Source organism: Catenulispora sp. GP43 (assembly GCF_041260665.1).
Taxonomy (GTDB): domain Bacteria; phylum Actinomycetota; class Actinomycetes; order Streptomycetales; family Catenulisporaceae; genus Catenulispora.
Genome location: NZ_JBGCCT010000002.1, coordinates 373107 through 398852 on the forward strand (window position 1 = coordinate 373107; position 25746 = coordinate 398852).

Annotated in this window: 22 protein-coding genes; 6 read left to right on the forward strand and 16 right to left on the reverse strand. The window is 70.2% G+C overall.

Features of this window, described 5'->3' with window-relative positions; translation table 11 throughout:
- Window positions 1-151 precede the first annotated feature (151 nt).
- Window positions 152-1198 carry a LacI family DNA-binding transcriptional regulator gene (locus ABH926_RS05325; RefSeq protein ID WP_370364202.1) on the reverse strand — a complete coding sequence of 349 codons (1047 nt, stop codon included), beginning with the start codon at window positions 1196-1198 and terminating at the stop codon, window positions 152-154.
- A 145-nt stretch (window positions 1199-1343) separates the two neighbouring features.
- On the opposite strand from ABH926_RS05325, the gene ABH926_RS05330 reads away from it, so the two are divergent.
- Entirely contained in the window at window positions 1344-4031 is a 2688-nt protein-coding gene (locus ABH926_RS05330; protein ID WP_370364203.1) for a GH92 family glycosyl hydrolase, read from the forward strand.
- Between the two features lie 89 nt (window positions 4032-4120).
- Here ABH926_RS05330 and ABH926_RS05335 read toward each other — a convergent pair whose 3' ends face one another.
- The 12 genes from ABH926_RS05335 to ABH926_RS05390 all read right to left on the reverse strand — a co-directional run bounded on the left by ABH926_RS05335 (window position 4121) and on the right by ABH926_RS05390 (window position 17898).
- Complete coding sequence (locus ABH926_RS05335; RefSeq protein ID WP_370364204.1) at window positions 4121-4879, reverse strand: LLM class F420-dependent oxidoreductase; 759 nt, start codon at window positions 4877-4879, stop codon at window positions 4121-4123.
- A 118-nt stretch (window positions 4880-4997) separates the two neighbouring features.
- Window positions 4998-6467 carry an alkaline phosphatase family protein gene (locus ABH926_RS05340; protein WP_370364205.1) on the reverse strand — a complete coding sequence of 490 codons (1470 nt, stop codon included), beginning with the start codon at window positions 6465-6467 and terminating at the stop codon, window positions 4998-5000.
- Window positions 6468-6548: 81 nt separating this feature from the next.
- On the reverse strand, window positions 6549-8138 hold the full coding sequence (locus tag ABH926_RS05345) for an acyl-CoA synthetase (RefSeq protein ID WP_370364206.1): 1590 nt from the start codon (window positions 8136-8138) through the stop codon (window positions 6549-6551).
- Between the two features lie 31 nt (window positions 8139-8169).
- Window positions 8170-8418, reverse strand: coding sequence for a hypothetical protein (locus tag ABH926_RS05350; protein WP_370364207.1), 249 nt, complete (start codon window positions 8416-8418; stop codon window positions 8170-8172).
- A 76-nt stretch (window positions 8419-8494) separates the two neighbouring features.
- Window positions 8495-9418, reverse strand: coding sequence for a LysR family transcriptional regulator (locus tag ABH926_RS05355; protein WP_370364208.1), 924 nt, complete (start codon window positions 9416-9418; stop codon window positions 8495-8497).
- 73 nt (window positions 9419-9491) lie between these two features.
- Window positions 9492-10607, reverse strand: a complete 1116-nt coding sequence (locus ABH926_RS05360; protein WP_370364209.1) for an alanine--glyoxylate aminotransferase family protein — start codon at window positions 10605-10607, stop codon at window positions 9492-9494.
- Between the two features lie 90 nt (window positions 10608-10697).
- Window positions 10698-11966, reverse strand: a complete 1269-nt coding sequence (locus ABH926_RS05365) for an ROK family protein (RefSeq protein WP_370364210.1) — start codon at window positions 11964-11966, stop codon at window positions 10698-10700.
- Between the two features lie 88 nt (window positions 11967-12054).
- Entirely contained in the window at window positions 12055-13377 is a 1323-nt protein-coding gene (locus ABH926_RS05370; RefSeq protein ID WP_370364211.1) for a sugar ABC transporter permease, read from the reverse strand.
- Complete coding sequence (locus ABH926_RS05375) at window positions 13374-14300, reverse strand: ATP-binding cassette domain-containing protein (RefSeq protein ID WP_370364212.1); 927 nt, start codon at window positions 14298-14300, stop codon at window positions 13374-13376. Before ABH926_RS05375 ends, ABH926_RS05370 begins: the two co-directional genes overlap by 4 nt.
- A 211-nt stretch (window positions 14301-14511) precedes the next feature.
- A complete protein-coding gene (locus tag ABH926_RS05380) occupies window positions 14512-15657 on the reverse strand; it encodes a sugar ABC transporter substrate-binding protein (RefSeq protein ID WP_370364213.1) in 1146 nt (381 codons plus the stop codon).
- A gap of 489 nt (window positions 15658-16146) precedes the next feature.
- Window positions 16147-16965, reverse strand: coding sequence for a pentapeptide repeat-containing protein (locus tag ABH926_RS05385; RefSeq protein ID WP_370364214.1), 819 nt, complete (start codon window positions 16963-16965; stop codon window positions 16147-16149).
- 6 nt (window positions 16966-16971) lie between these two features.
- The gene (locus tag ABH926_RS05390) at window positions 16972-17898 is read right to left on the reverse strand and encodes an LLM class F420-dependent oxidoreductase (RefSeq protein WP_370364215.1); all 927 of its coding nucleotides are present in this window, start codon (window positions 17896-17898) and stop codon (window positions 16972-16974) included.
- Between the two features lie 103 nt (window positions 17899-18001).
- On the opposite strand from ABH926_RS05390, the gene ABH926_RS05395 reads away from it, so the two are divergent.
- The 3 genes from ABH926_RS05395 (at window position 18002) to ABH926_RS05405 (ending at window position 20189) form a co-directional block, all read left to right on the forward strand.
- Window positions 18002-19165, forward strand: a complete 1164-nt coding sequence (locus tag ABH926_RS05395) for a pyridoxal phosphate-dependent aminotransferase (RefSeq protein ID WP_370364216.1) — start codon at window positions 18002-18004, stop codon at window positions 19163-19165.
- Between the two features lie 60 nt (window positions 19166-19225).
- Window positions 19226-19825 carry an AAA family ATPase gene (locus tag ABH926_RS05400; RefSeq protein WP_370364217.1) on the forward strand — a complete coding sequence of 200 codons (600 nt, stop codon included), beginning with the start codon at window positions 19226-19228 and terminating at the stop codon, window positions 19823-19825.
- 100 nt (window positions 19826-19925) lie between these two features.
- Entirely contained in the window at window positions 19926-20189 is a 264-nt protein-coding gene (locus ABH926_RS05405) for a hypothetical protein (RefSeq protein ID WP_370364218.1), read from the forward strand.
- A 78-nt stretch (window positions 20190-20267) separates the two neighbouring features.
- Here ABH926_RS05405 and ABH926_RS05410 read toward each other — a convergent pair whose 3' ends face one another.
- Together ABH926_RS05410 and ABH926_RS05415 are read right to left on the reverse strand one after the other, a co-directional pair.
- The gene (locus tag ABH926_RS05410; RefSeq protein WP_370364219.1) at window positions 20268-20984 is read right to left on the reverse strand and encodes a transglycosylase family protein; all 717 of its coding nucleotides are present in this window, start codon (window positions 20982-20984) and stop codon (window positions 20268-20270) included.
- Between the two features lie 357 nt (window positions 20985-21341).
- Window positions 21342-22802 carry an alkaline phosphatase family protein gene (locus ABH926_RS05415; protein ID WP_370364220.1) on the reverse strand — a complete coding sequence of 487 codons (1461 nt, stop codon included), beginning with the start codon at window positions 22800-22802 and terminating at the stop codon, window positions 21342-21344.
- A 117-nt stretch (window positions 22803-22919) separates the two neighbouring features.
- Between ABH926_RS05415 and ABH926_RS05420 the strand changes: the two genes are divergently transcribed.
- Together ABH926_RS05420 and ABH926_RS05425 are read left to right on the forward strand one after the other, a co-directional pair.
- The gene (locus ABH926_RS05420) at window positions 22920-23441 is read left to right on the forward strand and encodes a nucleoside 2-deoxyribosyltransferase domain-containing protein (RefSeq protein WP_370364221.1); all 522 of its coding nucleotides are present in this window, start codon (window positions 22920-22922) and stop codon (window positions 23439-23441) included.
- 96 nt (window positions 23442-23537) lie between these two features.
- Entirely contained in the window at window positions 23538-24092 is a 555-nt protein-coding gene (locus ABH926_RS05425) for a hypothetical protein (RefSeq protein ID WP_370364222.1), read from the forward strand.
- A gap of 128 nt (window positions 24093-24220) precedes the next feature.
- On the opposite strand, the gene ABH926_RS05430 is transcribed toward ABH926_RS05425, so the two are convergent.
- On the reverse strand, window positions 24221-25687 hold the full coding sequence (locus ABH926_RS05430) for a choice-of-anchor P family protein (protein ID WP_370364223.1): 1467 nt from the start codon (window positions 25685-25687) through the stop codon (window positions 24221-24223).
- Between the last annotated feature and the right edge of the window lie 59 nt (window positions 25688-25746).

A 25746-nucleotide genomic window follows, 5' to 3' on the forward strand; every position in this document is an offset into this window, starting at 1 on the left:
GCCAACGATCACGGCGGCCAACCAGATCGCAGCAGCCTAGCTCGCCACACCGGCCGGCCGGCCGGTCGCGACAGCACGCCGCACACCCGCCGGCCCGTCTGCCACAGCACGCCGCACGTCGGCCCGCAGCCGCCCGGCACGCGCCGCCCGGCTAATCCCCAGCAGCCTGCCCCACCGCATACCCGCCCGGCAGCGGCGGCCCCACCGCCTGTCCGCCGGACCCGCGGTCCACGAACCGGGTCGCGAGCACCACCGAGCGGGCGGCGGCGTCGTCGCCGTCGATGCGGCCGAACAGCAGCTGCGCGGCGGTGCGGCCCAGGGCCGCGGGGTCCTGGCTGACCACTGATATCGGCGGGTCCAGTTTGTCCGCGAGCAGGAAGTCGTCGAAGCCGACCAGGGCCAGGCGGCGGGAGGCTCCGGCCTCCACCGCGCCGAGGGTGACCAGGTCGTTGCCGCTGAAGACGGCGGTCGGCGGGTTGGGGGCGGCCATCATGGCGGCGATGGCGGCGGCGGCTTCGGGGACGCCGCGTAAGCCGTGGCGGACCAGGGCCGGGTCGACGGCCAGGCCGGCGGCGGCCATGGCCTGCTCGTAGCCGGCGAAGCGTTCGCGCTGGGTCCAGATCTCCTGGCGGTCGCCGAGGTAGGCGATGCGGCTGTGGCCGCGGTCCAGCAGGTGGCGGACCGCGGTGGCGGTGCCGGCGCGGTTGTCCACCGCGACGCAGTCCACGTCCAGGCCGGTGGCCGGGCGGTCGACGCAGACCACCTTCACGCCGCGGGCCATCTGCGCGCGGAAGAAGGGGCGGTTGCCGTTGGTGGGGACCAGGACCAGGCCGTCGACCTGGCGGGCGCTGAAGGCCGAGACCACGTCGCGCTCCCGGCGCGGGTCGTCGTTGGTGCTGCCGACCAGGACCAGGAAGCCGCGGCGGTAGGCCTCGTCCTCGACCGAGCGGGCCAGGGCGGAGAAGAACGGGTTCGCCAGGTCGTCGACCACCAGGCCGATGGTGCGCGAATCCTGCGCCTTGCGTCTGAGATTGCGGGCGATGTCGTTACGCTGGTATCCCAGTGCTCTGATCGCCTCCTCGACCCGGGCGGCGGTCTGCGGGGCCACACCGGTCTCGCCGGCCACCACGCGCGAGACCGTCATCAGTGACACCCCCGCCGCCTGCGCCACGTCCTTCATCGTGGGCCGCGCTGTCATCCGACCTCCTAGTTCGGCTGGTTAACGTTACCATCCGTGATTCAGTAGCGCGCCCCATTGACAACTCTTCTCAGGGGCCAGACAATCCCCGATGCCTGTGAACGTTCACAACATACTGAGTCAGTCCGTCCAGAGAAGAGACATCGTGACCAGTCCGAACCGCACAGGGCGCCCACCTCGGCGCCGCAGCTCCCTGATATCCGCCGGGGCCCTGGTGGCCGCGGCCGCGCTGGCCACCGCGGGCCTGTCCACGGGCGCCGCAGACGCCAGCACGAAGGCCGTCAAGGCCGCCTTCGTCGCCGATCCGGCCTCGACGGTCAACACCCTGGCGATGACCTCCGGCGGCGGCAACGACTTCCCGGGCGCCGACTCCCCCTTCGGCATGGTGCAGTGGAGCCCGGACTCCCCCAACGGCAGCCGCAACGACGGCGGCGGCTACGACTACGGGGCCACCAGCACCCGCGGCTTCTCCCTGACGCACATGGCCGGCCCCGGCTGCGGCGCGATGGGCGACGTGCCGGTGCTGCCGTTCACCGGCGGCCTGCCCTCCGGCGACCCGGGCGTGCTCACCGAGTCCCTGGACCACAGCAGCGAGACCGGCAACGCCGGGTACTACACCGTGAAGACCGGCTCGACCCCGGTGAAGACCGAGCTGACCACCACCGCGCACACCGGCATAGCCCGCTTCACCTTCCCGGCCACCACCCAGGCCGACGTCCTGCTCAAGCTGCTGGACAGCGAGAACGGCACCACCGCCACCAGCGCGCAGATCGTCGGCACCAACGAGGTCACCGGGACCGCCACCTCCGGCGGCTTCTGCGGCGAGACCGGCAGCTACACGCTGCACTTCGACATGGTCTTCGACCAGTCCTTCACCTCCTCGCAGATCGTCACCGAGAGCGGCCAGCCCGGCCCGAACTCGGTGTTCCTGAACTTCAACACCACCTCCAACCCGGTGGTGCAGGCCAAGGTGGGCCTGTCCTACGTCTCGGCCGCAAACGCTTCCGCGAACCTGGCCGCCGAGCAGTCGGGGTTCAACTTCTCCACGGTGCAGACCGCGGCGCACAACGCCTGGAACGCACAGCTGGGCAAGATCCAGATAGCCGGCGGCACGGCCACCCAGCAGCAGCTGTTCTACACCTCGCTCTACCACGCGCTGCTGCACCCGAACACCGTGACCGACGTCAACGGCCAGTACATGGGCTTCGACAACGCCGTGCACACCGCGCCGTCCGGCCACGCGCAGTACGACCAGTTCTCCGGCTGGGACGTCTACAAGGGCCAGACCCAGCTCGACGCCTTCGTCGATCCCTCGGTCGCCTCAGACCAGGCCCAGTCGCTGGTCAACGACTACGCCCAGGGCGGGACGTTCCCGCAGTGGGGGTTCATGAACTTCTACAACTGGGTCATGGACGGTGACCCGGCCACCGCGGCGATCTCGAACTACTACGCCTTCGGCGGCACGAACTTCGACACGTCGACAGCGCTGTCGGACATGCTCACCGAGGCCACGACCAACAACAACGTGCGCCGCGGCACCTCGCTGGAGAACACCTACGGCTACCTGCCCTCCGACCTCTACACCGGGTCGCTGGGCTGCTGCAACGTCCGCGACTCGGCCTCCAGCCTGATCGAGTACGACAACGCCGACTTCGCGCTGTCCCGCTTCGCCTCGGCCATGGGCGACTCGGCGAACGCCACCAAGTTCAACATCCGGGCCAACAACTGGAAGCACCTCTTCAACCCGGCCAACAACCTGCTGAACCCGGTGGAGTCCAACGGCAACTTCGACGCCATCACCACCGGCACCACGACCGGCTTCACCGAGTCCACGGCCGCCCAGAACCGCTTCGACGTCGGCTTCGACCAGGCCGGCCTGGCCGCGAAGTACGGCGGCAACAGCGCGATCAACTCGGCGCTGGACTACTACTTCCAGACCTTCAACAGCACCAACTCCGACCAGTCGTTCCTGTCCAACGAGGTGGACCTGGGCACCCCCTGGTTCTACGACTGGACCGGCGAGCCCTCGCACACCCAGTCGGTCGTGAACCGCGTCCTGAACCAGCTGTACCAGGACACTCCCTCCGGCTTCCCGAACAACGACGACCTGGGCACCATGTCCTCGCAGTACGTCTGGGGCGCCCTGGGCATCTACCCGGTGACCCCGGGCAGCGCGGACCTGGCGTTCAACAGCCCGCTGTTCACGCAGGCCGTCGTGCACCTGGACTCCGGCAACACGATCACGATCAACGCCCCGGCCGCCTCGGCGAGCAACTACTACGTGCAGTCGCTGAACGTGAACGGCACGGCCAGCACCCACACCTGGCTGCCGGCCTCGACCTGGAAGTCCGGCGTCACGCTGGACTTCACGCTCGGCTCGTCGGCGTCCTCCTGGGGCACCGCCGCCGGCGACGCGCCGCCGTCCTACGACCAGAGCAGCTCCGGCAGCAACACCGGGCCGATCACCTCGGGCATCTCCGGCAAGTGCGCCGACGACAGCAGCCGCGGCACCGCCAACGGCACGCACATCCAGCTGTGGACCTGCAACGGCTCGGTCGCGCAGCAGTTCACCGTCAACTCCAACGGCAGCCTGGGCGTCATGGGCGGCTGCGTGGACGTGACCAACGGCGGTACCGCCAACGGCACGCTGATCCAGCTGTACACCTGCAACGGCACCGGATCCCAGGTCTGGCAGCAGCAGTCCAACGGCTCGCTGCTGAACCCGCAGTCCGGCAAGTGCCTGGACGACCCGAACAGCAGCACGACCGACGGCACGCAGTTGCAGATCTACACCTGCAACGGGACTAACGCCCAGAAGTGGACGCTGCCGTAGCGGCTGAAGCGGAAGGCGAAGGCGGATAGCTAAGCAATCAGGGGCCTGGTTCACAGCGAACCAGGCCCCTGATGTTTTCGTCCGGCTTCTCAGTCGCGCGCGTGCTCCAGCAGCCGCTGCACGTTCTCCAGCGGGAACGGGTAGTCACCGCCGACGATGATGTGGTCCGCGCCGGCGTCCAGGTAGGCCTGGAAGTTGTCGATCTCGTCGTCCCGGATCATCACGGTGCGCTCCACGGCCTTGGGGTCCCGGCCGACCTTCGCGCACCACTCGTTGAGCACTTCGTTCTTGTGCCGGAAGTTCTCCACCGGGCCGAAGGTGTTCCACAGGTCGGCGTACTGCGCCACCAGCCGCAGCGTCACCTTCTCCCCGCCGCCGCCGATCATGATCGGCAGGTTGGGGGCGGCCGGCTTGAGCTTGCCCAGGCGCTCCTTGATCCGCGGCAGCGCGTCCCTCAGCGCACGCAGCCGCTCCGGTGCGGTGCCGAACTCGTAGCCGTACTCGTCGTAGTCGCGCTCGAACCAGCCGGCCCCGATGCCCAGGATGTGGCGGCCGCCGGAGAGCTGGTCAACGGTCCGCGCCATGTCGGCCAGCAGCTCGGGATTGCGGTAGCTGTTGCAGTACACGAGCATGCCGAAGCGGGCCCGCGTGGTGGTCACGGCCATCGCGGCGAGCAGGCTGGAACCCTCGAAGTGGGTGCCCTCCGGGTCCCCGGAGAGCGGGTAGAAGTGGTCCCAGGTCCAGATGGAGTCGGCACCGAGCTCGTCCGCACGCTGCCACGCCTCGCGCAGGGCGGTGATGTCGGTGTGCTGGGGGCGCAGTTGCACGCCTACTTTGAATCGCGCCATGTCCGGCGGTCCTCACTATCCGTGGGGTGTGTGGGGGCTTACCGGATTACTCCATCACATTCGCCAGTGACCTGGGCACTCGGCCGCCTCCGTGGGACGGCGGGTGTCCATCGGCGGCCTACCGGCTGGCCGGCCCCGGCGCGGGGTGCTCGGACAGCACCAGCGGCGCGACCGGCTGCTGGGCGAAGTCGAAGTCCTTCCACAGGTCCCCCAGCTGCGAGGCGACCTCGCGCACGTCGGGCCGCGGGTCGGGCCGGCCGTCGGTGGCCGGGTCCAGGCGCTGGCCCTTCAGGAACCGGTCCTCGATCAGCTTGTCGTAGGCGTCGAAGCTGAGCGTCTGGTGGTCGATGGTGCCCGCCTTGGCGTACGGGCTGATGACGATGCCGGGCACGCGCAGTCCGTAGCCGTTGCCGTCCACGGCCGGCGGGGCCACGTGGTCGTAGAAGCCGCCCCAGTCGTCCCAGGACAGGAAGATGGCCGTGGAGCTCCAGTCCGGGCCCTTCATGACCGCGTTGACCAGGCTGGTGACGTAGGCCTGGCCGTCGTCGATGGACGCCGGCGGGTGTTCGCTGACCTGCTGGGCGGGCACGACCCACGAGACCTGCGGCAGGGTGCCCTTCCCGGCGGCGGTGACGAAGTTGTCGACCGACTGGATGTCGCCGACCTGGCCGTCGTCCTTGACGGTGGAGAAGGCCGGCAGCGGGTTCCAGATCCCCGGCGTCTTCGCGTCCTGCTTCACCGGGGCGCAGGTCTGGGCGTCGTCCTCACAGTCCGGTTCGCTGCCGCTGACCAGGTAGTAGCCCCAGCTGACGCCGGCGCGGTACATCAGGTAGGTCAAGTCGGTCCAGGCGTAGTTCTTCATGCCGGGGTTCTGCAGGGCGTTGGTGCAGCTGCTCGGGTCGTTGGCCTTGGTGCAGTGCGCCGACCACTCCGAGACCATGAACAGGTGCGCCGGCAGCGACCACGAGGCGTTCGGCTCGAACATGTGGTCCTGCAGGGTGAAGTGCTGCGCGTAGGCCCAGTAGTTGGGGATCTCGCGGGCGTCGTGCCAGCCCATGACGTCCGGCTCGCCAGCCGGGACACAGTTGGGATCATCAGGATTCGCGCACTGTGCGCTCTGGGCGTCGCCCTTGGCGGCGACCTGGTCGACGAAGCCGTCCATCTTGCCGCCGTCGATGTCGGCGGCGGCGTTGGCCTGGCCGTGCGGGCCGCCGTGGTTCACCACGTTGCCGTCGTGGAACGGCGGGTCGCACTTCTTGGTCGCGGCGTCGGGGACGCAGACCCCGGCCGGGATCCCGTCCGCACCGGAGTAGGTCCCGAAGTACGAATCGAAACTCCGGTTCTCCTGCATGATCACGACGATGTGCTGGATCTTGCCGGCGCCGGCCGGCGCGCCGGCGGCCAGGCCCGCGGGCAGCGCCGTCACGCCCGAGGGCAGGGGCGAGGAAGCCGGGGACGACGCCGGGCCGGAGGCGGTCGCGCCGTGGTGTGGCGAGGAGCCCGTCGTACAGGCCCCGGCGAGCAGGCCGGCGGTCAGCAGCGCACACCACGCGCGCCAGTGAGTCGTCCGTGTCCTTCGTTCACTCATGGTGACGAAGCTACTCACAGGACGTAAGTTTTCCGTCTATAAAGGACCTACTGGTCAGGGTTATGAGCTTGCGCGAGGTCATCAGCTCGCGTGAGTCTCCCGCAGCTCGCGCTTGAGGACCTTGCCCGAGGGGTTCTTCGGCAGCGCGGGGACGATGACCACCTTCTTGGGCGTCTTGAACCCGGCCAGCCGCGCCCGGCAGAACTCGACGACGTCCGCGGGCTCCAGCCGCTCCCCCGGCTTCACGACCACCGCCGCGCACACCATCTCGATCCAGTACGGGTCCGGCACGCCGAACACCGCGACCTCGGCGACGGCGGGGTGCTGGTAGACGGTCTCCTCGACCTCGCGGCTGGCGACGTTCTCGCCGCCGGTCTTGATCATGTCCTTCTTGCGGTCCACGACGCGCAGGTAGCCCTCGTCGTCCATGACACCGAGGTCGCCGCTGTGGAACCAGCCGCCGCGGAAGGCTTCGGCGGTGCGCTCGGGGTCGTCCCAGTAGCCGAGCATGGTGTGCGGACCGCGGTGCACGATCTCCCCGACCTCGCCGCGCGGGACCTCGTCGCCGTCGTCGTCGACCACGCGGGTCTCGACGTTGAGCGCGGCGCGGCCCGCCGAGCCCGGCTTGCGTTCCTGGTCGCCGGGGCCGAGGACGGTGGCCACCGGAGACATCTCCGTCTGGCCGTAGAAGTTGTAAAGCCGCAGGTCGGGAAGGCGTCGGCGCAGTTCGGCCAGGACTTCGACGGGCATCGCGGCGGCGCCGTAGTAGCCCTTGCGCAGAGTGCTGAGGTCGCGGCTGTCGAAGTCGGGATGGCGCAGCAACGCGATCCAGACGGTCGGCGGGCAGAAGAACTTGGTCGCGCCCTCCTGCTCGATGGTGCGCAGGATCGTCGCCGGGTCGGCGCCGGGCAGGACGATGCTGGTGGCGCCGAGCTGGATGTCCGGGGTGAGGAAGCAGTGGAGCTGCGCGCAGTGGTAGAGCGGCAGGGCGTGGACTTCGATGTCGTCGGCGGACATGTCGCCGGAGACGATGGCGCTGGTGTACTGGGCGGTCAGGTTGCGGGTGGACATGACGGCGCCCTTGGGGCGGGACTCCGTGCCGGAGGTGTACATGATCTGGACGGGGTCGTCGTCGGTGACCGGGGCGTCGGGCTCGTGCTCGTTGGTGCCGGCGTCCTGATACCCGGCCTCGAAGTCGAGCCAGCCTTCGGGGGCACCCCTACCGGTACCGATGGCGGCTTTGAGTACCGGCACCGCCCCGGCCGCCTGCCAGGCCCGGTCAGCAGTGTCGGCGAGCGCGTCCTCGGCGATGACGGCGACGGCCCCGGAATGCCCGAGGACGTAGGCGATCTCCTCGGCCCCGAGCATGAAGTTCACCGGCACGGAGACCGCCCCGAGCCGCGCCAGCGCGAAGTAGGCGACCACGAAGCCGTGCGAGTTGTGCGCCAGGAGCAGGACCCGGTCGCCGCGCCGGATGCCGCGGGCGGCCAGGGCGTTCGCGGCCCGGCTCACGGTCGCGTCGAGCTCGGCGAAGGTCTGCCGGACGCCGCCGAAGACCAGCGCGAGCTTGCCGGGATCGCGGGCGGCGCTGCGGCGCAGCAGGTCGGCGAGCGTACTGCGGCGCGCGATGGACTGGTCGGCGCTGGGGTGCCACGCGTTCTGGGCCGTCATCGGTCCAGGGAAGCGGAGGGGCTGGTGCGCGTCAAGAGCTGATGGTCTTGGTGATGGTCTTCCCGGAGGTACCGGGCCGCGCCACACCCTCGACCTCGGTGCAGGTGCCGGCGACGCGCGCCAGAACGATGTCGCCGACCTCGAGCCGGGCCGGGTCCACCGGGGCGACGGTCACCAGTTGGCGGCTGCGGATCAACGGCACCATCGACGAGCCGGTCGGACGGAAGCGCACCTCGGCGCCGGTGGCGACGCGCGCCGCGAAGGCGTCGAGCATTCCCATGCAGGCAGGATGTCAGGGCTCGATGGCGGGGCACCAGGGGATTTGCGGCACTCCCGTTTGGTGTGTGGGTGGCAGCTCAGCCCGCCGCCCCCTCACTCGCCGGCCACGTCCGCAGCCCCCGCACCAACCCCAGGAACGCCCGCTCGGCCGGCGACAGCAGCCGGTCGCGCCGGTAGGCGACCACCACCGGCCGGGAGCGCAGCGGCGGGTCCACCTCCAGGACCACCAGGCGTCCGTCGCGGACCTCGGCGTCGATGGCGTGCTCGGAGATCAGGGATATGCCCAGGCCCGCCGCGACCGACTGCTTGATGGTCTCCGGGCCCCACATGTCGGCCTTGGCCATGTCGTCCAGGTCCCAGCCGATGAGGGCCGCTTCTTGCAGGTCGCGGGTCTGGGAGCCGGGTTCGCGCAGCAGGAAGCGTTCGGCGGCCAGTTCCTGGGGGGCCAGCGGGGCGTCGGTGCTCGTCAGGGGGTGTCCCGGGGCCGCCACCAGCAGCAGGCGCTCGTCCAGGACCGTCTCGGTCTTCAGCTGCGGGGCCCCGGGTTGGCCGGCGACGATCGCCAGCCCGAGTTCGCCTTCCAGCAGCCGCTTCACGATCTGGCCGTTGTTGCCGACCACGATGTCGCACTCGATGGCGCGGTGGCGTTCGCGGAAGCGGGCCAGCAGGCGCGGCAGCAGGTAGGTGCCGACGGTCGTGGTGCCGCCGACCTCCAGGCGGCCGGACTGGACGCCGGAGACCTCGCGGATGGCCGCGACCGCCTCCTCGGTGAGCAGGAACACCCGGCGTGCGTACTCGACCAGCACTTCGCCCTCGGCGGTGGGGCGGATGCGGGGGCCGGAGCGGTCGATCAGGGTGGTCTGCAGCGACTGTTCGAGGTTGCGGACGTGGTTGGAGACCGAGGGCTGGCTCATGTAGAGCTTCTGGGCGGCGGCCGAGAAGCCGCCGGTCTCCACCACGGTCAGGAAGATCGACAGGCGGTGCAAGTTCAGCTGCGTCACGGTTGGTCCACTTCCCACGCCTCCTGCCCCGTGCCCGTCAGCCTAATCCGCGAGGTTGACAACGGGCAGCCGTTCAGCGACCGGCGCGGATCTTCGCGATGGACGTTTCCAGCGCCGCCAGGAACCGCTCCAGTGTCGCCGGCGGCAGTTCGCCCATCGTGGAGACCCGGAAGAAGGTCTTCGCCAGGTCGCCCTGGCCGGCGTAGATGACGAAGCCCTCGTCCTTGAGGGCGTCGTGCAGCTCGGTGTACGTGATGCCCTCGGGCAGGTAGATCATCGAGATCGAGTTCGACCGGTGCTGCTCGGGGATGAGGACTCGCAGGCCGAGGCGCTCCAGGCCGGCGCGTACCAGCCCGGCCCGCTCCTTGTACTCCGCCACGCGCGCCGCGACGCCGCCGCGCTCCTCCAGCTCCTTGATGGCCTCGTCCAGGGCGAAGCACACCTGGACGGCCGGGGTGAACGGGACGTCGCCCTTGCGCTGGCCGGTGAGGTAGGTGTTCGCGTTCAGGTACAGGGAGCGGACCGGTACCTGAGCGAGGCGCTGGATCCCCTTGTCCGAGCACAGGATGAAGGAGATGCCGGGCAGGCCGTGCAGTCCCTTGTTCGCGGTGCCGCAGATGATGTCGGCGGACAGGTCCTCGTGGCCCTCGTCCTCGATCGCGGTGGCGCTGATCGCGTCCACCAGCATCAGGACCCCGGCCTGCCGCGCGATCCGGCCGATGGCCCCGACCGGGTTGATCATGCCGGTGGTGGTCTCGTGCTGCACCACCGCGACGGCGTCCACGTCCGGGTGCTCGGCCAGCGCCGCGCGCACCGCCTCGGGGTCGGCCGGCTCGGTCCACTCGCCGCTCACCGAGTGCACCGTGATCCCGTTGACCTCGGCGATGCGGGCCAGCCGGTCGCCGTAGACGCCGTTGCGCACCACCAGGATCGAGCGTCCGGCGCGCACCGCGCTGATCACGGCCATCTCCATCGCCGAGGTCCCCGAGCCGGTGACGACGATCGCCTCGTGGGTGTCGCCGACGTTCAGCACCCGGGTCAGGCCGGAGCGGATCGAGGCCAGCAGCTGAGAGAACTCCGGCTCGCGGTGGCACCAGTCGCCGCGCCCCAGGGCGGCGCGGACGCGGTCGGTCGTGCACGCCGGGCCGGGGTTGAGAAGGACCAGGGGGCTGCCGGGATTCGCTGTCATGCGCCTCAGGCTAGGCGCGCGATCATGGGGTGCGCGATGGCTGTTCCGGCATGGCGGCCATAGCCGAAACAGTGTGGTGTCAGTGCGGGATCAGCCCGCCACCGCTCCCCGCCCGCCGGACAGCGCCTGCTGATGCACGAACCCCAGCGGGTCGGCCAGCAGCGGCTCGAAAGCCTTCTCCGCGGCCCCGATCAGCGTGGAGTCGGCACCGAGTCCCGGCGTCACCAGGCGCACGCCCTCGCGCACCACGCCCAGGCTCCCCGACAGCAGGTTCGTCCGGATCTGCCCCTCGATGCCGGGGAACACGTCGCCGAACAGCCCGCCGAAGATCACCATCTCGGGGTTGAAGATCGTCACGATGTTCGCCACGCCCAGGGCGATCCAGCCGCCGATGTGCTCCAGAGCCCGCACCGACTTCTCATCGCCCATGGCCGCCTCGGCGACCAGTTCGACCACGGTGGGCCGGCGGCCGTCGACGTGGCCGGCGGCGGCCAGGATGGCCGGCTCACCGATCTCGGTCTCCCAGCAACCGCGCGCGCCGCAGCGGCACAGCCGGCCGGAGGGGTTGACCACCATGTGCCCGACCTCGCCGGCGTAGCCGTCGTGGCCGGACATGGCCTCGCCACCGGCGATCACCCCGGCGCCGACGCCGACCTCGCCGATGACGTAGACCAGGTCGTCGCAGCCCACCGCGGCGCCGCGGGTGCGTTCGGCCAGGGCGCCGAGGTCGGCGTCGTTGCCGACGGCGACGGGTGCGTCGATGCCGAAGGTCTCCATCAGGCGGCGGTGCAGGATGTCGCCGAGGGGGGCGTCGCCCCAGTCGTCCCAGTTCATGTTGGGGACGAAGCGCAGCATGCCGTCGGCGGAGCGGACGGCGGCCGGGACCGCGGCCCCGACGCCGGCGCACAGGGCGCCGGCGGGGATGCCCTCGGAGGCGAGCAGTTCACCGGTGAACCGCTCCAGGTGCCCCATGACGTCTTCGAGGTCGTAGTCGCCGCGCGGGCGGTACAGCTCGCGCCGGTCGAGCACCTGGCCGCCCAGGCCCACCCGGGCCGCGACGAGGAAGTCGACCCCGATCTGGTAGGCCAGGGCGTACACGTGCGCGGCCCTGGGCACCACGACCAGCGACGGCCGGCCGGCGCCGAGGTTCTGCCCGGGCAGTTCCTCCTCGACCAGGCCGGCCGAGGACAGGTCGGCGGTCAGCGCGCCGATCGTCGAGCGGTTCAGGCTCATGCTCGCGGTGAGCACGGCCCGCGAGGTGGGCCCGTGCTGGTGGACATAGCGCAAGAGGGTCGACAGGTTGTGCCGGCGCAGCTCCTCCTGGGTCACTCCGTAGGTGAACCCCTTGCGGGCCCTCATGGTTCTCTCCTCGCTGCGCATGTCGGCGCGTGTCGGCCGGTTTCAGCCGGTCCCGGTCATTATCGACCGGGACCGACCGATTCTCGCCTCAGCGCGAGTCGCCCTTGCCGACGCGGCGCGAGGCCGCGTCGAACCCGGCCGCCAGGAGCAGCACCAGGCCGGTGACGATCCACTGCCAGGCCTGGCTGTTCGCGCCCTTGATCAGGTCGCCCATGCCGTTCTGGATGACGGCCACGACCAGGCCGCCCCAGACCGCGTCCATGATGCGGCCGCGACCGCCGAACAGGCTGGTCCCGCCGATGACGGCGGCACCGACGGCCAGCAGCAGGGTGTTGCCGGCGCCGAAGTTCGAGGCCACCGACTCCAGCTGCGAGGCCTGCACGATGCCGGCCACCGCGGCCAGCAGGGAGCAGACCACGAACACCGAGATGCGGATCCGGTCGACCCGGATGCCGGCGCGGCGCGCGGCCTCGTCGTTGCCGCCGACGGCGTAGACGTGCCGGCCGTAGCGGGTGCGGCTGAGCAGGAACGTCAGGCCGACGGTGAGGACGATCAGCAGCAGGACGACCCAGGGGATGCCCTCGATCTTCAGGTTGTTGAAGAACGCGTTCTGCTGGATCGCGCGGTTCTCGCCGAGCAGGTAGACGAAGACCGCGCCGAGGATCACCATCAGCGCCGTCTTGGCGATGGTGACCAGGGGCGGCTCGGCCTCCAGGCCGGCGGCCCGGCGGCTGACCGACATGCGCAGCTTGACCAGCGCGTAGCCGCCGGCCACCACGGCCAGCAGCACCCAGCCCAGCCACAGCGGCATCAGGTTGTTGTTGTAGCCCTCGAGCGTGATGATCGGCTTGGCGGCCTGGTCCGGCAGCGAGATCGAGCCGGCCTTGCCGACCTGCATCAGCACGACGCCCTGGAAGGACAGGAACGCGGCCAGGGTGACCACGAAGGAGGGGATGCGCACCTTGGCGCGCAGCCAGCCGATGGCGAAGCCGAGCACGGCGCCGGTGATGACGGCGGCGATCACGGCCAGCCACCACGGCAGGCTGTGCCGCACGATCATGACCGCCATCAGCGCCGCGCACACGCCGGAGGCGGTGCCCGCGCTCAGGTCGATCTCGCCCAGCAGCAGGACGAAGACCAGGCCCATGGCCAGCACGATGATCGGCGCGGCCTGGGTGACCAGGTTGGCGATGTTGTACAGCGACAGGAAGCCGTTCTGCACGATCGCGAAGAAGACGACCAGGACGATCAGGCCGGCCACGGCCGGGGCCGAGCCCAGCTCACCGCCGCGGGCCCGGTCGATGCGGTTGCGGCCGTAGGCCAGCAGCGTGCCGGCCGCGCCGGTGCTGCCGGCCGCCTCGGCGGCGGTGCCGGTCGCGGTGCCGGTGGGGTTCTCGGTGGTGCTGCTCATGCCGTGCCCCCCTCGGGAGTCGCGTCGGTCGGGCCGGTCTTGTTGGCCTCGGCGGCGGCCAGGGCGTCGGCGATGCCGGTGCCGCCCTCGGCGTGGCCGTTGCCGTTGCCGTTGCCGTTGGTGCCGGGCTGCAGGCCCAGGTCCCCGGAGCGGCCGGCGGTGATCAGCTCGACGATCTGGGTCTGGGTCACGTCCGAGCGCTTGACCTGCGCGGCCATCTGGCCCAGGTACAGCGCGGCGATCCGGTCGGAGACCTCGAGCACGTCGCGCATGTTGTGCGAGATCAGGATGACCGCGTGGCCGCGGTCGGCCAGCCGGCGCACCAGCTCCAGGACCTGCGCGGTCTGGGCCACGCCGAGCGCGGCGGTCGGCTCGTCGAGGATGACGACCTTGGAGTTCCACAGCACCGACTTGGCGATCGCCACGGTCTGCCGCTGGCCGCCGGACAGGCTGGAGACCTGCTGGCGCAGCGACTTCACGGTGCGCACCGACAGGCCGGCCAGGGTCTCCCCGGCCAGGCGCTCCATGGTGTTCTCGTCCAGCGTCTTCCAGGCGGAGACGCGCTCGCGGCCCAGGAACATGTTGCCGACGATGTCCAGGTTCTCGCACAGTGCGAGGTCCTGGTAGACGATCTCGATGCCCAGCGCCGCCGCGTCGCGGGGGTCGTGCACCTTGACGTCGCGGCCCTCGAACACGTACTCGCCGCTGTCGATGGAGTACGTGCCACCGATGCACTTGACCAGCGTGGACTTGCCGGCGCCGTTGTCGCCGACCAGCGCGGTGACCTCACCGGCGTGGGCCTCGAAGTTCACGTCCCGCAGGACGTGGACCGGGCCGAAGGATTTGTTGACACTCCGCAACTGGAGGATCGGCTCGCCCGATCCCGCCGTCCGGGGTGCCGTGGACGTGGTTGTTTCCGTCACCTCACACCTCTCTCAACTCATGACGCCCAGCAATCGAACGGTCGAGCCAGAGCGGTCGAGCCCGAACGGTCTTGCTCTTCAGCGACCGCCGACGGCCGCCGTGTGGGCTTCGCAGGGGTTTACAGCTCCCGCGCGGAGCACCGACCAGCGGCGGCGGTGTCGGAAAGTGGGAACCCGACACGCTGCCGCCGCCGGTCGTATGCGGCGTTCCTTACTTGATGCCGGCCGTCGCGCACAGAGCGGCGAAGTTGCCGGTGCACACGTCGGAGGCCTTCTGGTAGCCGTCGGTGAACGGCAGGGTGATGTTGGTCTTGTCCACCACGACCGGAGTCGCCAGGTAGGACGGGACGTCACGGTTGCCGGTCGGGTCGTGGACCGTGGACGGCGCCTGCGGCTTCTGGCCGGACAGGATCTGGCTGGCCAGCTTGACGGCCACGTCGGCCTCGCCCTTGACCGGCTTGTAGATCGTGAAGCACTGGTCGCCGGTGAGGATGTTCTGCAGGCCGGTCGCGGTCGCGTCCTGGCCGGAGACCGCCACCTTGCCGTTGAGGCCCTGCTGCTTCAGGACGGTGATGACCGCGTTGGCCATCTCGTCGTTGGCGACCATGACCGCGTTCAGGTTCGGGGCGCCCTGCAGCAGCTTCTGGAACGTCGACTGGGCGGTACCGGCCGGGTTGTCCCAGTTGCCGGACTGGTCGCCGGCCTGGGTCCAGCCCGCCTGGGTGCTCAGCACGCTGTCGTAGCCCTGCTTGAACAGCGTCGCGTTGTTGTCGGTCGCGGCGCCGTCCTCCTCGACGTACTTCACCGCGGTCTTGCCCTGGACCTGCGAGCACTTGGTCAGGGCGGTGCCCTGCGCCTTGCCGACGGCCACGTTGTCGAAGGACACGTAGTACTGCGCGCTGCCGCCGAGCGTCAGGCGGTCGTAGTCGATGGTGACGACGCCCTTGGCCTGGGCCTGGGCCTCGATCGCCTTGGCCGAGCCGGAGTCCAGGTTGACGATCATCAGGACGCCGACGCCCTCGTTGAGCATCGACTGCGCCTGGGTGGTCTGCGTGGTCGCGGAGCCGTTGGCGTTCTGGATGTCACAGGTCAGGCCGTAGCTCGCACACTGGGTCTTGAGCTCGTTCGGGTCGGAGTTGACCCAGCGCGGCGAGGAGTTGGTGTCCGGCAGCAGGATGCCGACCTTGTTGTTCGTGTAGTGCGGCGTGCCGCTGCTGCTCGAGCCCGAAGCGGCGGTGGTCGAAGAGCCGCCACCCGTGGTGGAGGAAGAACTGCTGCTCTTAGAGCTGCTGCAGCCAGCCGCGCTCAACGCAACCGCGGCGCCGAGTGCGGTGATAGCGAGGATCGCCTTACGCATGGGAGCTTGCCCCTTTCTGATTCCGCACGTCGCCTACCCCCGGGAGGCGCCGCCGATATGTTGACGCGCAAAACCTATTCGGGTTTCGACCATGATCGCTATGAGCTGGCGGACACGAATCCGCCATGAACGCGTCACGAAACGGCAACGTAAGAGTCGTTAGACGCGGCGAGGGCCGCTGTCAGCGCGAATAGCCCGTGGTCGGGACGGGCGCCGCGAGCACGGAGCGGATCAGCGGACCGACACCGTCCAGATGGTCCGGACGCGCAGGGCCGGGGTGCGCACCTCAAATACGCTCAACGCGTGATGCCTAGTGGCGGGGTGGTGTTGGTGGGACGGCAACGACCAGCCCCCGAATGGCGGGCTTTCGTGGCGGGCGGCAACCTTGATCGCGAGAACGCAGGGCTTTTGGTTCATATATGAACGCTCATGGAGCCTATGCGGCTATAGTCCGATTCAGGTGCTATTGGTGACGTGCGCGGCTTCGGCTCACTGCCAGTGCGAAGGCCGCGTCAGCCCGTCGGGGATCCTCGTCCCGGCATCGCCGAGCGCCGCGTTCAGCTGCGTCTGCGTCACGAAGATCGCGCCGGTCAGATCCGCGCCGGCCAGGTTCGCATCACGCAGGTCCGCGCCGATCAAGTCGGCGCGCCGCAGATCGGCGCCGGCGAGGTCGGCGCCGATCAGGTAGGCGCCGCGCAGGTCGGCCCCGCGCAGATCGGCGCCGGTCAGCCGGGCGCCGATCAGGTCCGCTCCGCGCCGGTCCTTCTTCCGCCCCGCCCCGATGCCGGCCCTCATCAGGGAGCTGACCTCGGAGAGCAGCTCGCTGATGCCGGCCCGGTGCGCCGAGAGGTCCAGCGCCAACAAATCATCCAGCGGCGCCCGGGCGAGGCGTTCGGTCTCCTCGGCCGACCACAGTAGTTCCGTGCGCAGCGCCGAGGCCGAGGCCAGGGTCTCGGCCTCGGCCAGGTACCACAGCATCTCGTGCAGCTGGCGCATCACCGGCAGCGCCGCGAACATCCGCGGCGCCGTCTGGGGTGCCTCGCGCCAGGACACGCCGCCGAACGTCTCCTGGGACAGCTTCTGGCCGGCACCGAAGCAGTCGTAGACCGTGCAGCCCTTGAAGCCGCGGCCACGCAGTCCGGCGTGGATCGAGCAGCGGTCGTCGGCGGCGAGGTTGGGGCACGGCGTCCCGGCGGACTTGTCGACGGCGAAGTCCTGGGACGCCGTGAACGCCAGCCCCACACAGCACAGGGCGAAGCAGTTCGCGCAGTCGGCCGCGAGATCGGCGCGTTCGGTACGGTGCGTCAAGAGTGCCTACAACCGGCCCATGACCTCGGAGGCGATGAGCTCCACGTGGTCCAGGTCGGACAGGTCGAGGATCTGCAGGTACAGCCGCTGGGCCCCGATGCCGGCGTAGCGCCCGATCTTGTCCACGACCTCCGCCGGCGTGCCGGCCAGGCCGTTCTCCCGCAGCTCGGCCGGCTCGCGGCCGATGGCGGCGGCGCGCTTGGCGAACTCGGCCTCGTCACGGCCGACGCAGGCGACCAGCGCGGCGGAGTACGTCATCGACTCCGGGGAGCGGCCGTTGGCGTTGACGGCCTCACGGACCGTGGCGAACAGCTTCTCGCTGTCGTCCACGGGGCGGAAGGCGGCGTTGTACTCGCTGGCGTAGCGCGCGGCCAGGCGCGGGGTGCGCTTGGGACCGCCGCCGCCGATGATGATCGGCGGATGCGGCTTGGTGACGGGCTTCGGCAGCGCCGGGGATTCTTCCAGGGCGTAGTGCTCGCCCTTGAAGCTGTAGGTCGCGCCGTCGGGGGTGTTCCACAGCCCGGTGACGACCTCCAGCTGCTCCTCCAGCAGGCCGAAGCGCGTGTCCGGGAAGGGGATGCCGTAGGCGGTGTGCTCGTCGGCGAACCAGCCGGTGCCCAGGCCCAGCTCCACCCGGCCCGGGCCGGCCATGGCGTCGACCTGCGCGACGGTGATGGCCAGCGGGCCGGGCAGCCGGAAGGTGACCGGGCTGACCAGGGTGCCGAGCTTGATGCGGCTGGTCTCGCGGGCCAGGCCGGCCAGGGTGATCCAGGCGTCGGTGGGGCCGGGCTCGCCGGTGCCGCCGCCCATCTTCAGGTAGTGGTCGGAGCGGAAGAACGCGTCGAAGCCCAGGTCCTCGGTGGCTTTGGCGACGGCCAGGAGGGTGTCGTAGTCGGCACCCTGCTGCGGCTCGGTGAAGATGCGCAAGTCCATGGGTCAAGCCTGGCATACCGCGCGGCGCGCGTGAGGCGCGCCGGTCCCGGCGGGGGCGTCGCGGCGCGGGTGCCGTGCGGCGCCGGTACGGCAGGATGGCGGTATGCGCATGCCCTACGTGAACAGCCGCCTGGCCCCGATGGGCACCACCATCTTCGCCGAGATGTCGGCCCTAGCCGTGGCCACCGGCTCGATCAACCTCGGCCAGGGATTCCCGGACACCGACGGGCCCGAGCAGATCAAGCAGGCCGCGGCCGAGGCCGTGCTGTCCGGCCGCGGCAACCAGTATCCGCCCGGGCCCGGCGTCCCGGAGCTGCGGACCGCGGTCGCCGAGCACCAGCGGCGCTTCTACGGCCTGGACTTCGACCCGGACACCGAGGTGCTGGTCACCGCCGGGGCCACCGAGGCCATCGCGGCGGCGCTGCTGGCCCTGCTGGAGCCGGGCGACGAGGTGGTGGCCTTCGAGCCCTACTACGACTCGTACACCGCGTGCATCGCGATGGCCGGCGGCGTGCGCGTGCCGGTGACGCTGCGTCCGCCGCACTTCCGGCCCGACCTGGACGCGCTGCGTGCCGCCGTGACCGACCGCACCCGCCTGCTGCTGCTGAACACCCCGCACAACCCGACCGGCATGGTGCTCACCCGCGCCGAGTCCGAGGCGATCGCGCAGCTGGCGCGCGAGCGCGACCTGCTGGTCGTCACCGACGAGGTGTACGAGCACCTGACCTTCGGCCCCGAGCACATCCCGCTGGCCACGCTGCCCGGCATGCGCGAGCGCACCGTGACCATCGGCTCGGCCGGCAAGACCTTCTCCTTCACCGGCTGGAAGGTCGGCTGGGTGACCGCTCCCCCTGCGCTGGTCTCCGCGGTCCGCAGCGCCAAGCAGTTCCTCACCTACGTGGCCAGCGGCCCCTTCCAGTACGCCGCCGCGACCGCGCTGGCGCTGCCGGACGAGTACTTCAGCACCCTGCGCGCCGATCTGGAGCGCAAGCGCGACCTGCTCTCCGACGGGCTCGTCGCGGCCGGCTTCGAGGTGTTCCGGCCCGACGGCACGTACTTCGTCACCACCGACATCAGTGCCCTGAGCGACAAGGGCGGCCTGGAGTTCTGCCGCGAGCTGCCCGAACTCTGCGGCGTCGTCGCGATCCCGAACCAGGTGTTCTACGACGACAAGGAAGCCGCGCGCGCCCTGGTGCGGTTCGCGTTCTGCAAGAAGGACGAGGTGCTGGCCGAGGCCGTGGAGCGGTTGGGGCGGCTGAAGGGCTGAGGCGTTCGCCGTCAGCGAAACCGTGCCGGTTCCAGGCGGAGCCATGCCTACTGTCGCTCCATGACCGACTACGAGCCCGTATTCCAACGCTACGAACGCCTGGCACCCCTGGATCCCTCGGCGACACCGGTCGCGATCCTGGTCGCCGGGGCACCGGGGGCCGGCAAGAGCACCCTGGCCGAGGGACTGGCCCGGGAGTTGCGGGCGGCGGTGTTCTCCATGGACTGGCAACTCGGGGCACTGACGCCGTTCCGGGTGCTGACCGACGAGAACGTGGACCCGCTGGCGGAGACCATGTTGATCGCGGCGCTCGCCCGACAGCTGCAACTCGGGCTGGACGTGGTGCTCGACGTGACAGGACACGAAGTCGCATCCCGGGACCGCTATCGGCGGGTCGCCGAGAGCCTCGGGGCGCGGTTCGTCGGGGTGGAGTGCGTCTGCTCGGATGCCGACGCGCACCGGTCGCGGGTGGAAAGCCGGGACCGCGGCATCCCCGGCTGGCGGCCGACGGTGCCGTGGGAGCACGTGGTGCGGATGCAGGGGCTGTGGGAGGCGTGGCCCGAGCCGCACCTGGTGCTGGACTCGGCGAAACAGGATGCTGAGACGTCGCTCAAGCAGGTGCTGGAAGCGGTCGCGGCGGCGCGGAACGCGTCCCGCTGAAGCAGCCTGTGTCACGGATCACATGTCAGAGTCGTGATTCGCTCGGCGGCCACGGGTAGCTCAAACGCGTTAGCCACCTTCTCGGAACAGGGATGCCGATATGCGACGGAAGATCAGTCGAATAGCCGTGGCGGCCACCGCCGCCGCATGTGTCGTCACCGGCGGCGCGGCGATGGCCAGTGCCAGCACGAACACTGGACCGCTCCAGCTCGCGGGCGTGTACAACGGCCCCGATTCGCCCACGAACAAGGCCGAGTGCACCGTCGCGGGCGTGGCCTTCCAGGTGTCGTCGGGCGGACGCTACTGGGAATGCGACGCGTCGACCGAGTACCCGGGAGCCTGGGAGCTCTGGGAAGAGCAGTAGGCAGACCTGAGCCGCGGCCCCGGCCTGCCACCTTCGGCAGGCCGGGGCCGCGGCCGCGAGGAGCGCCGCGATCGGTTCTCAGAACTTGATGACCTGCCCGGGGAAGATCAGGTTCGGGTTGGAGATCTGGCCCTTGTTCAGCTGGAACAGGCCCTGCCAGCCGCCGGCCACGTGGTGGCTCACGGCGATCCGGGACAGGGTGTCGCCGCTCTTGACGACGTAGGTCGCACCGGTCGGCTGGGCCTGAGCGGCCGGGGCCGGCTGGGTCTGCTGAGGCGCCTGCTGCTTGGGCGCCTGCAAGGTCTGGGTCTGCGTCTGGGCCTGCGTCTGGGTCTGGGGCTGCGTCTGGCTCTGGGGCTGCGTCTGGGGCTTGGCCTGGCTCTGCGTGCCGGTGGAGCCGCTCGAACCGCTGCCCGGATTCACGGCCGCCGCGGCGCCGCCGGCGCTCAGGCCGGCCCGCGGGCCGCACACCGGCCAGGCGCCCGGACCCTGGGAGGCCAGCAGGTTCTCGGCGACGGCTATCTGCTGGTCCTTGGTGGCCAGGTCGGCGCGGGGGGCGTACTTGCCGCCGCCGGCGGCCAGCCAGGAGCTGGTCGAGAACTGGAGCCCGCCGTAGTACCCGTTGCCGGTGTTGATCGACCAGTTGCCGCCGCTCTCGCACGCCGCGACCTGGTCCCAGGTCGAGACGCTGGCGGCGCTGGCGGTGGCGGCCATCAGGGCGGGCAGCACGACGGCGGCACCGGCCACGGAGGCCACGACGATCCCGGTCTTCTTGCGGCTGGACAGGTTGAACATCTGAAGGCTTGCACTCTCTCCGCCACGCCGGCGGGCGCCTGGGCGCCCGCGTCCTGCTCCGCTCACGGGGGTCGACTCCGGATGACTCTCGCGGTCCGGGGCAGGAAGGGGCGTGCCGGCCGACGAGGCCCCCGCTCGCGGCGGGGCATGACTCAGACGGTAAGCACAACTCTGAGCAAATCACAAGAACGATGACATGCAGTCAATATAGGGCGCACCGCCCGTAAGGTTTTCAGGTGCCGAACACCACATTTCTCACGATGCGTGGCGGCCGGATCACCGTCGGGGCGAACGGAACCGGGAAGGCCCCGAGGTCTTCTCAGGGCCTTCCCAGAGCGGGCAAAACGGACTATTCGCCTAACCCACGCGCCGCCGGTGCCCGGGCTCCTGGCGCGGCATGCTCTGCGCCGTCGGCGGCACCACCGGGGGCAGTGTGGCGACCTCTGTCAGCTCCTGCTGGTACAGCGCGGCGGCGTCCGGGAGCTTCGGGAAGGACCGTTCCTGCCGCTCGTGCATACGCAGCGTCCCTGTCATGTCACCGACCGTGCAGCGGCGCCAGTCGCTGATGTTCGTCTCCCGCACGCCGAACCGGCGCTCCAGGAAGCGAAGCGTCGAGGTGTGGTCGAACACCTCCGAGCACACGTAGCCGCCGGCGCTCCACGGCGAGACCACGATCGTCGGCACCCGGAACCCGAGCCCGGAGGGGCCCGCGATGCCCTGGCACTCCGCGGGCAGCGGGTCGACGGTGATCCACTCCCCCGGCGTCCCGGGCGGCGCGGTCGGCGGCCGGACGTGGTCGAACAGGCCGTCGTTCTCGTCGTAGGTGATGATCAGCAGGGTCTTGGCCCACACCTCGGGGTGCTCCCCGAGCGCGTCCAGCACGCCCCAGATGTACTCCGCGCCGGCCCCGGGCAGCGCCGGCGGGTGCTCGCTGGCCTCCGGCAGCCCGATCGAGGGCAGGTACTGGGAGTTCAGCCAGCTCACCGCGGGCAGGTCGCCGTTGGCGATGTCGTCGGCGATCGCCTGCGGCGGCCGCGGCTGCATCCCGTTGACCCACAGGGACGAGTCGTGCGGCGCGTTCTGGAAGTTCTGGAACCAGCCCAGATCCGACCCGGCGGTGTTGCCGACGTAGTAGCGCCAGCTGATCCCGGCGGCCTCCAGGCGCTCGGCGTAGGTGGTCCAGCGGAACGGCGCCGGGTTGCTGTTGCTCACCACCGGGCCGCCGGCCACGCCGTCGGGGTCGTTGGTGCCACTGATCGCGAACAGCCGGTTGGCGTGCGTGGGGCCGAAGGCCGAGCAGTGGTAGTTGTCGCACACGGTGAAGGCATCGGCGAGCGCGTAGTGGAACGGGAGGTCCTCGCGCGTCAGGTAGCCCATGGACCACGGACCGCCGTCGACGGGGCGGTGCGCGGCCATCCAGCCGTCCATCGCGCCGTTGTTCCAGGACTTGTGCTGGCCGGGCCAGCTGTGGTCGGTGCTGGGGTACTTGGCACCGCTGGTCTTGGCGGTGTCGATGCGGAACGGCAGGGTGTAGCCGTCGGGGTTGGCGGTGTCGGGCTGGTAGAACACCGGACGGCCGTCGGGCAGGCGGACCGCGTCGCGGTCCCCGAACCCCCGCACGCCGGACAGCGTGCCGAAGTAGTGGTCGAAGCTGCGATTCTCCTGCATCAGGATCATGACGTGCTCGATCTGGTCCAGCGAGTGCAGCCTGCTGTCCGGGGCCGCATCGGCCATCGCCTTGCCCAACGAGGGCGGCAGCAGGGACAGCGCCGAGGTGGCGGCGGCGGAGGTGAGCAGGCGGCGGCGGGTCAACGACATGCGCGGGCTCCTGTCTTTCCCAGAGGATTGAGATGGCGTCCTCTTCCGGCACGGTAACCGCGGATGGTGGATTCGGGGAGAACACCCGGTGCCCGGCGGTACGGCGATGATGGCGGCGTGACCGTTTCCGTTGTGTGGGCCCGCGAGCCCATCCCGACCGGCCCGAGCGTCTTCCTGGCCGGTCCCACGCCCCGTTCCGAGGCCGTCGCCTCCTGGCGCCCGCAGGCGATTCATGCTCTCGACAGAGCTTGGAAGAAGCCTGACACGCTGCACGTGCTGGTCCCGGAGAACCCCGGCGGACTGCGCGAAACCGAGTACGAGGACCAGATCGAGTGGGAATGGGAGGGCCTGGACCGGGCCTCGGCGATCCTGTTCTGGATCCCCCGCGATCTGCGCACCCTGCCCGGATTCACCACCAATGTCGAGTTCGGCCTGGTCGCGCGCTCCGGCCGCGCGGTGCTCGGCTGCCCGCCGGACTGCCCGAATCCGGAGCGGAACCGCTACCTGGTGCGCCTGGCGCGCAGGTTCGGAACACCGGTGACGCAGACGCTGCCGGAGACCGTCGCGGCGGCGATGAAGATCGTCTCAGGGGCCGACATCACGCGACAGTCTCAGGCCGCACACGTTTGGGTCGAGTAATCGGGGTTAACCCTGTCGTCTGTGCACTCGCCGTCAACCCGTTGCGGTAGCGTGGCGGGGCACTTCGCAGGTCCAACAACAATGGGGGTAACACCAATGTCCACGACGCGTGGCATACGGATTCTCGTCGGCACGGCCCTGGCCTCCTCGGTCATCCTGCTCGGGGGGTGCTCCTCGTCCGGCACCACCCCGGCGGCGGCCACCGGCGGCGCGAATCCGCTCACGGGGGGCCTCACGTCCCAGACCACCGCCTCCTCCGGCGGCAGCAGCAGCTCGTCCTCCGACGACTCCAGCACCGGCGGCACCAGCAGCAGCTCGTCTTCTGACGACTCCAGCGGCGGCAGCTCCGGCGGCGCCCTCGGCGGCAGCGACCCGGGTTGCCAGGCGGCGACCTCCGACCTGACCAGCGGCTCCACCACGATATCCAATGCGGCCGGCAACCTGACCGGCGCGATCGCCGCAATCAAGGGGATCGGGGACAAGCTGCACGCCGACGCGGGCAAGTCCAAGAACCCGGCAGCAGCCGCGGCGATCAACAAGCTCGGCGACGACTGGGTCAACATGGCCGGCCAGGCCTCCTCCGGGAAGGTGCCTGACATGAGCGCGATGTCGAGCGACTCGACGGCGATGATCACCGCCTGCTCGGGCTGACGCGCCTCGCCGGCGGCCATCCGCCCTCAGCACTGACGGCCCGGCCGGGGATCCCCAGCCGGGCCTTCGCGTGTCCGTGTGTCCGCGTGTCCGGAACCGCGCCGGCTACGTCAGCGTCGTCTCAGGGCTCAGACACACCCGTGGATGTCGCTCGTCGAGGACGCCACGACCGTGTCCAGCAGCCCGGGCACGATCACGTGCACCGCGTTGACCGTCAGCGTGTGGTCGGTGGCGTCACCGGTGGCGATCTGCTCGTTCAGAATCAGCTTGATGCCGAGCACGTTCACCGTGGTGTTCGGGCCCGGGTTCACGCTGATCGGGACGGCGACGCCGCCGACGGTGATGGTCGCGATGCTCGCCCCGCCGGTACCGCCGGCGCAGACCATCTGCGAGGTGGACGAGACCGCGCCGATCTGGATCGCCGGCAGGCCCAGGACGGCGATGCCGACGTGCTGCACCGAGGCGTTGGCAGTGGAGGAGTCGGGGTTCACGGCGGTGGAGACGTTCGCGCAGAGCGTGTTGGCGTTGATGATCAGGCCGAGGATGTTCGCGTCGCACGGCGGGGAGCTGGTGCTGGCCCCGGTCACCGCGACCGGGCCGGCCTCGGGCGTCGGCGCGATGCTCACCAGGCCGGAGGACTTCAGGCCGTAGGCGTCGCCGGTCAGCAGGGTCTGCCAGGTCACCTGGACGTTGTTGGACGTGATGGTGCCGGCCGGGTTCGTCGTCGAGGCGCCGATGACGTCCGTCCCGGACACCGTTCCGGTATAGGTGAACGTCGCATTGCCCGAGGCGTCCGTGGTGCCGCTGCCGGTCAGGCCGGCGTTCGGGCCGCTGGCGATCTTGAAGGAGATCGGCGCGCCCTGGAGCGGGTCACCGCAGCTGTTGACCAGGTTGGCCGTGACAGTGGCCGGCGATCCGACCGCGAGGTCCTGCTGCGGCGGGGCCAGGCTCAGGATCGAGCCGGGGCAGGAGACGCTGCCGACCGGGGCCCACTGCTGGGACTCGTTGCCCATGCCGCAGCTGGCGCCGTCCACGCCGCCGGTGTTGAGGATCTTGCCGGTGTCGTCGAAGTTGCTGACCACACCGTCGATGGACACGGTGACCAGCGGCACCACGCCGGACTGGTTGCAGTCGCCGGACCAGTTGGCACCGTTCGGCCCGATGTCGGAGGTGTCGAAGGAGCCGTCGGAGGTGCAGCCGGCGCTGAAGGAGTTGATCGTCTGGGTGACGATGTACTGCCCGCTCGGCGCGAGCGGGACGTTGTGCCGCCAGATGTCGTACACGCAGGTGCCGAAGCTGACGTGGATGTAGTCGACGTTGACGTTGACGCCGGTGTTGTTGATGACGCGCACCGCGCCTGCGTCGAAAGTGCAGCCGCCGGTGCAGCCGCCGTATGTGACATTCGGCGCCCCTTCCCAGGGCGTCGGGAAGTTGTTGGGATTGGCGCGCAGGTTGTCGGCGTACCCGAGCTGCACCGCGACATTGGCGTCGGCGTGCGCCCGGCCCGCCGTCCCGACCACCACCGCGGCGCAGGTGAGCACCAGCATTCCCAGGAACGCCAAGGCTCTTCGCACACTCATCGAGGCTGCTGACATGTTCCACCCCTTCTGAACCCGAAACGGAGCGGCGCGGCGGGCAGGTCCACTCCGGACCC